Genomic DNA, 5,206 nt, shown 5'->3' on the forward strand with positions numbered 1-5,206 from the left:
GCCGAGCCGCGTCATGCGGTGGAATCCAAACGGCTGAACTCGTCCTGCCGGTACACCTCAAGACACGAGGAACGGCGGATCTTGCCGCTAGTGGTGATCGGAATCGAGCCGGGCGGGACCAGGACGAGATCGGCCACCCGCAACCCGTGCGACTTGGAAATCGCAGACGTCACTTGCGCTCGTACGGTACGAAGCCGCTGTTGCATTTCCTCGGAATTGCCACGGTCCTTCATCTCCGCGATCACGATCAGCCGCTCGGTGCGATCATCCGGGACCGAGATCGCCGCGACACGGCCCCCGCTGATCTCCTGAGTCGTGGCCTCGATGTCGTCGGGATAGTGATTACGGCCATCCACGATCAGCAGATCCTTGATGCGGCCGATGATGAACAGCTCGCCGTCGTAGATGACGCCCAGATCTCCGGTACGAAGCCACGGCCCCAGCGGCGTGCCGGGCGAGGGATCCATCAACTGCCCGCCGAAAGTCCGCTGCGACTGTTGAGGCTTGCGCCAGTAGCCGTTGGCGATGTTGTTGCCATGCAGCCAGATCTCGCCGACCATGCCGGCCGGATTCTCCACGCGGGTGTCCGGATCGACGATCCGGATGGTGGACGCCCGCGGCGTACCGACACTGACCAGCTCTACGCCGCTGTCGTTGTCGCAGGCCTCGGCGTGGCCGGCGGACAGTTTCTCGTAGTCGAAGTTGGCGACGGTCGGGGGCTTCCCCGGACCTGATGACGCCACGTACACCATCGCCTCGGCCAAGCCGTACGACGGCTTCAGCGCGGCTGCCGGAAAGTTGAACTGTTCGAAGCGACCGAGGAAACGCCGGATCGTCGCCGCGTGTACCCGCTCGGCACCGCTGAGCACGGTGTGCACTCCACCCAGGTCGAGCCCGGCCATGTCGGCGTCGGTGGTTCGCCGCGCGGCCAGCTCGAAGGCGAAGTTCGGCACGGCCGTAAATACGCGGGTGTTTTTGGCCAACTGCTGCACCCACCGGGCGGGCCGCTGCAGGAACGCCATCGGGCTCATCAACACAGAGTGAAGCCCGATCGTCACTGCACCGGTGACTCCGAGTAGCAAACCCATGTCGTGGTAGATGGGCAGCCACGTCACCAGGGTGGTGTCCGACGGTGGGACCTTCCCCTCGGCCTCGAAATAGTCGGCTTTCACCTGCTCGACGTTCGCGAAGATGTTCTTGTGACTCACTATGACGGCAGCCGGCGAGCGGGTCGAGCCGGAGGTGTACTGCAACAAAGCAGTTTTGTTGTGCGGCCGGCTGGAGCGCTGGAAGGTCGGCTCGGCGTCGAGGTCGAGCGCGTCGATCTCGATCACTGCCGGCGGCGTACCACGGAGCGCACGAGCGTACGAAACAACGTCTGTCACAACAGCTGATGTCGTTAGGAGCACCGTCGGCGCGCTGTCTTGCAGGGCCGCGGAGGCACGTTCGTCATGCGCGCCGAACTGCGGCACCGACAACGGGACCGCGACGCAACCGGCTTCCATCGCCGCGAAGAAGCCGATGATGTACTCCAGGCCTTGCGGCGCCAGGATCGCCACGCGATCCGCGGGCGACGTGAAGGATGCGATTTCTTCGGCCACCACCCGCGCGCGTTGGTAAAGCTGAGACCAAGTCAGCGTCTGGGAGTAGCCGTCAGGGTCGATCTCGTAGTCGATGTACGTGTATGCGGGCGTATCCGGCTTCTGCCGGGCCGTTTCCCCCAACGCCGCGGGAAGCGAAGCTTCGGTTACCGCCATCGGGACACCACCCCTCTAGATCAGAGCCCCGACCACGAACAACGTAGGGCGCTTGTGATGCAGGAGATTAACAGGGACGCCGCACTTCTCGGACCAAAAATCCAAGAATGTAATACGCGCGACAAACAGGAGCTGCGCGCCGCCTGCGTGCTAGATCACACCATAGGTTTGCTAAGCAGTCAAACTCTGGCGCGCCATCGCTGGTCGTCCGGCGTCGCACGCGATCGGGCCTTCGCCGTTCGCGTGATCTGTATACGCCGGTCGGCTGTCGGCAAAATCGCCGTAATCACCGCCAGCGGTTGATTTTTTCGCACAGGCTGTGCGATGGGCGACTACCGCCGGTGGACCGCGGTCCGTGCCGCCGCCGATCACCGCGCCGGTCTGCGCCTGTGCGGACTGCGCTGTTTGCTGATGGCTACCCGGCGGTGTTGGCGCTGTTGCCCATGTTGCAGGCGTTGAAATACGCCACGCAGCGATATGGCCGCGCGTTCGCTGCAGAATTCGCGCCTTTATCAATCTGCCGCCTTGTCCAATTAATTGGCTGTGCTGTCCAATTTATCAGCCGCACAAGGCTTCTGTGCACTATTAGCCATGATTGTAATAGCGTCGGGCGAAATGAACGGTGCCGTCAGAATCCTTACCGGACGGCGCTCCAACCGCTCGCGACCAGCGCGGCCGGGCGCACAGCGGTCAAGCGCCGCAGTAGGCCACGACCTTGCTCTCGATCTGCCTGACCAGCTCAGGGATGTGGTCATTGAGGTAGAAGTGATGGCCGGGGAAGACTTGCACGCTGAACTCTGACGTGGTGCGCTCCGCCCAGGGTGACACCTTCTCGTCGGTGGCGACTTCGTCGTCGTCGCCACGGAACGCGAAGATCGGGCACGACACCATTGCCTCCGGTGGGCAGTCGTACTTCGAGATGGCCTTGAGTCCGCGCAGCGTCGGCAGGATCTTGGCGGCGAATTCTTCGTTCTCCAGGAACTCACGATTCACGCCGGTCATCTGGCTGACCGCATCGAGCAGCCCGCGATCGGATTCCGGGATGTGTTCGTAGCCGACTCGGCCCGGCGCCGCAACAGCGGATACAAACAGGGCAGCGATCGGGCTTCCCGCCACTTCGAACCGCCGGGCGACCTCGAATGCCAGCAACCCGCCCATGCTGTGGCCGAAGAACGCGACCTTCTCGCCGGAAGGATCCGGTGGTGGCACCATTCGGCAAACTTTGTCTGCAAGGTCGGAGATGCTGGTAAAAGACCCGAGATCGTGCGTACCTGCACGTCCCGGGTATCGGACCGCAATGCGTTTGATGTCGCCGGAAAAGGCTTTGGCAAACGGAACGTAATATTCGGCTGATCCGCCGGCATGCGGAAAGATGTAAAGCGTCGGCGGGCGTTCGGTCACGCGGCAACGATACAGTCCGGGCTCGCGCCCTCCCGGCAGCGGATCGCCGGCGACGTCGCTAGGTCGCCGATGTGAGACCGGCGCCGCGCTAGGGTTCAACTCGCGGGACAAACGCCGTCGTTAACGCATCCTTTCGAGCGGACATGGTTTCTTCGATTTGTATTCCGCCGGAGGCAAAAAAAGCATACGATTTGTCAGCCATGATGCGTGGCAGTTGCTTTTGGGGAGGCAATCCAACGCCCGGCCTGAAGTAGTATCTAACTTCAGTGCTGGCGGGGCCCTTGAGGAGGTCAAAGGTGTCGTTCGTAACTACTCAACCAGAAGTTTTGGCAGGGGCTGCAAGCAGCCTGTCCGGTCTCGGTGATGCGATGGTGGCCCGCAATGCGGCTGCTGCGGCACCGACGACGGGGTTGGCCCCGGCGGCCTCCGACATTGTGTCGGCGATGACGGCCGCCCAGTTCGGTCAGCAGGGCCTGGCCTACCAACAACTCGCCGCCCAAGCCGCTGAGGTACACGAGCAGTTGGTGGCCGCATTGCGTTCGGGAGGCAGTGCCTATGAGCTGACCGAGATAACGAACGCGGCTAGCTCGGCGCTGTCCGGGTAAACGAGGCCTAGTCGATGAGCTTTTCGCTGATTCCCCCGGAAATCAATTCCGCCCTGATGTTTTCCGGGGCGGGGTCAGGCCCGTTGTTGGAGGCCGCGACGGCCTGGGATGCGTTGTCCGCCGACCTGGAGACCACCGCCACCCAGTACCAGACGCTGATCACCAATCTGACCACCGGCCCGTGGCTGGGCCCGTCCGCGGCGCGGATGGCCGCGGCCACAGCCCCCTACATCGCGTGGCTGCAAGGCACCGCGGCCACCGCCGCCCAGACCGGCGGCCAGGCCAAGGTAGCTGCCGCTGCCTATCAGAGCGCCTACACGTCGATGGTTCCGCTACCGGAGATCGCCGCCAACCGGGCGTTGTTGGCCGAGTTAGTAGCCAACAATTTCCTGGGCCAAAACACCGGGGCAATCGCCACCACCGAGGCGAACTACCTGGATATGTGGATCCAGGACGCCCTGGTGATGGACACCTATCAGATGAACTCTCAGGCGGCCAGCACCCTGCCAGCGCAGTCCGCGGCGCCCCTGGTGGCCAGCGGTGCGATGCCCGCAGCGGCCACTGCGGCAACCGCCCCGGCCGACGCCGCCAGCGACGCCCTCGTCGTGGCGCTCCTCAACGCTTTTGTGAACCTGTTTGGTTACACGGCTGGGACGGGAACGCCTGGGGCGCTGGGGACTCTGAGCGGCTTCGACGCGTGGATCCCGGGGGTGGCTACTGCGATCGCCGGCAATCCCAGTGCAGCGCTGCTTCCGGTGCAGGCCACCTACTACTTGGGCATGTTGAGTAGCACGCCCGCGCGTATGTTCATGAGCTCGGGCAGCGGTTCGGGCAGCGGCGGCGTGAGCGGCTCGACTCTGGCCAGTATGGGCGACTCGCTGCTGGAGAACGTCGGCAAATTCATCGACGGCAAGCTCGTTAGCGTGACGGCCGGCGTGGGCAACCAGCTGCAGTCGTGGGGATCTTCGGTGGCGGCGCAGCTGGCCGGCGCGCACCACCTGGGAGGGCTGTCCGTACCCAACGCCTGGCACGGCATGTCCCCGGAGATCGCCCGCGCGGCCCCGCTAATGCCCGACACCAGCGTCGCCGCCCCGAGCATGACAGCCGGACTGCCCAGCAGCCCGTTCGCTCAGGGTTTGATGGGCGCGCTGGCCGGACGCGGGGTGAGCAGCATGGGCTCCCGGGTGGCCGCCAAAGTCATGCCCCGCTCACCGGCCGGCGGGTAACAAGCAACCACCAACAGGACAATGACCTCTAGTTAAGGAGAAAGAATTATGCCTACGCGTTTTATGACTGACCCGCATGAGATGCGGGCGATGGCGGGCCGTTTTGATGTGCACGCCCAAACCGTTGAGGACGAGGCCCGCAAGATGTGGGCATCGAGCCAAAACATCGCCGGTGCCGGCTGGAGTGGTACCGCCCAGATGACGTCCTACGACACCA

At 63.9% G+C, this 5,206-nt stretch carries 5 protein-coding genes; 3 read left to right on the forward strand and 2 right to left on the reverse strand.

The features are described from left to right. Positions 1-11: 11 nt before the first annotated feature. Positions 12-1,757 (reverse strand): AMP-binding protein, encoded by a 1,746-nt coding sequence (locus tag WBF82_RS14240; RefSeq protein ID WP_424383645.1) that lies wholly within the window; start codon positions 1,755-1,757, stop codon positions 12-14. Between the two features lie 690 nt (positions 1,758-2,447). Next, positions 2,448-3,158 (reverse strand): thioesterase II family protein, encoded by a 711-nt coding sequence (locus WBF82_RS14245; RefSeq protein ID WP_424383646.1) that lies wholly within the window; start codon positions 3,156-3,158, stop codon positions 2,448-2,450. Positions 3,159-3,454: 296 nt separating this feature from the next. Between WBF82_RS14245 and WBF82_RS14250 the strand changes: the two genes are divergently transcribed. The 3 genes from WBF82_RS14250 to WBF82_RS14260 all read left to right on the forward strand — a co-directional run. Beyond that, positions 3,455-3,763: a PE family protein gene (locus WBF82_RS14250; protein WP_424383647.1), complete on the forward strand. Its 309-nt coding sequence runs from the start codon at positions 3,455-3,457 to the stop codon at positions 3,761-3,763. 14 nt (positions 3,764-3,777) lie between these two features. Beyond that, a complete protein-coding gene (locus WBF82_RS14255) occupies positions 3,778-4,989 on the forward strand; it encodes a PPE family protein (RefSeq protein WP_424383648.1) in 1,212 nt (403 codons plus the stop codon). A 48-nt stretch (positions 4,990-5,037) separates the two neighbouring features. Next, on the forward strand, positions 5,038-5,206 hold a 169-nt coding region (locus WBF82_RS14260; RefSeq protein WP_424383649.1), incomplete at its 3' end, for a WXG100 family type VII secretion target.

The sequence above is a fragment of the Mycobacterium sp. genome (genome assembly GCF_049673265.1).
Lineage (GTDB): Bacteria > Actinomycetota > Actinomycetes > Mycobacteriales > Mycobacteriaceae > Mycobacterium.

What these genes read in the sequence shown, in the direction of transcription:
- WBF82_RS14240 (WP_424383645.1), bottom strand. Translation starts at nt 1,757, where the DNA reads ATGGCGGTAACCGAAGCTTCGCTTCCCGCGGCGTTGGGGGAAACGGCC.
- WBF82_RS14255 (WP_424383648.1), top strand. Translation starts at nt 3,778, where the DNA reads ATGAGCTTTTCGCTGATTCCCCCGGAAATCAATTCCGCCCTGATGTTT.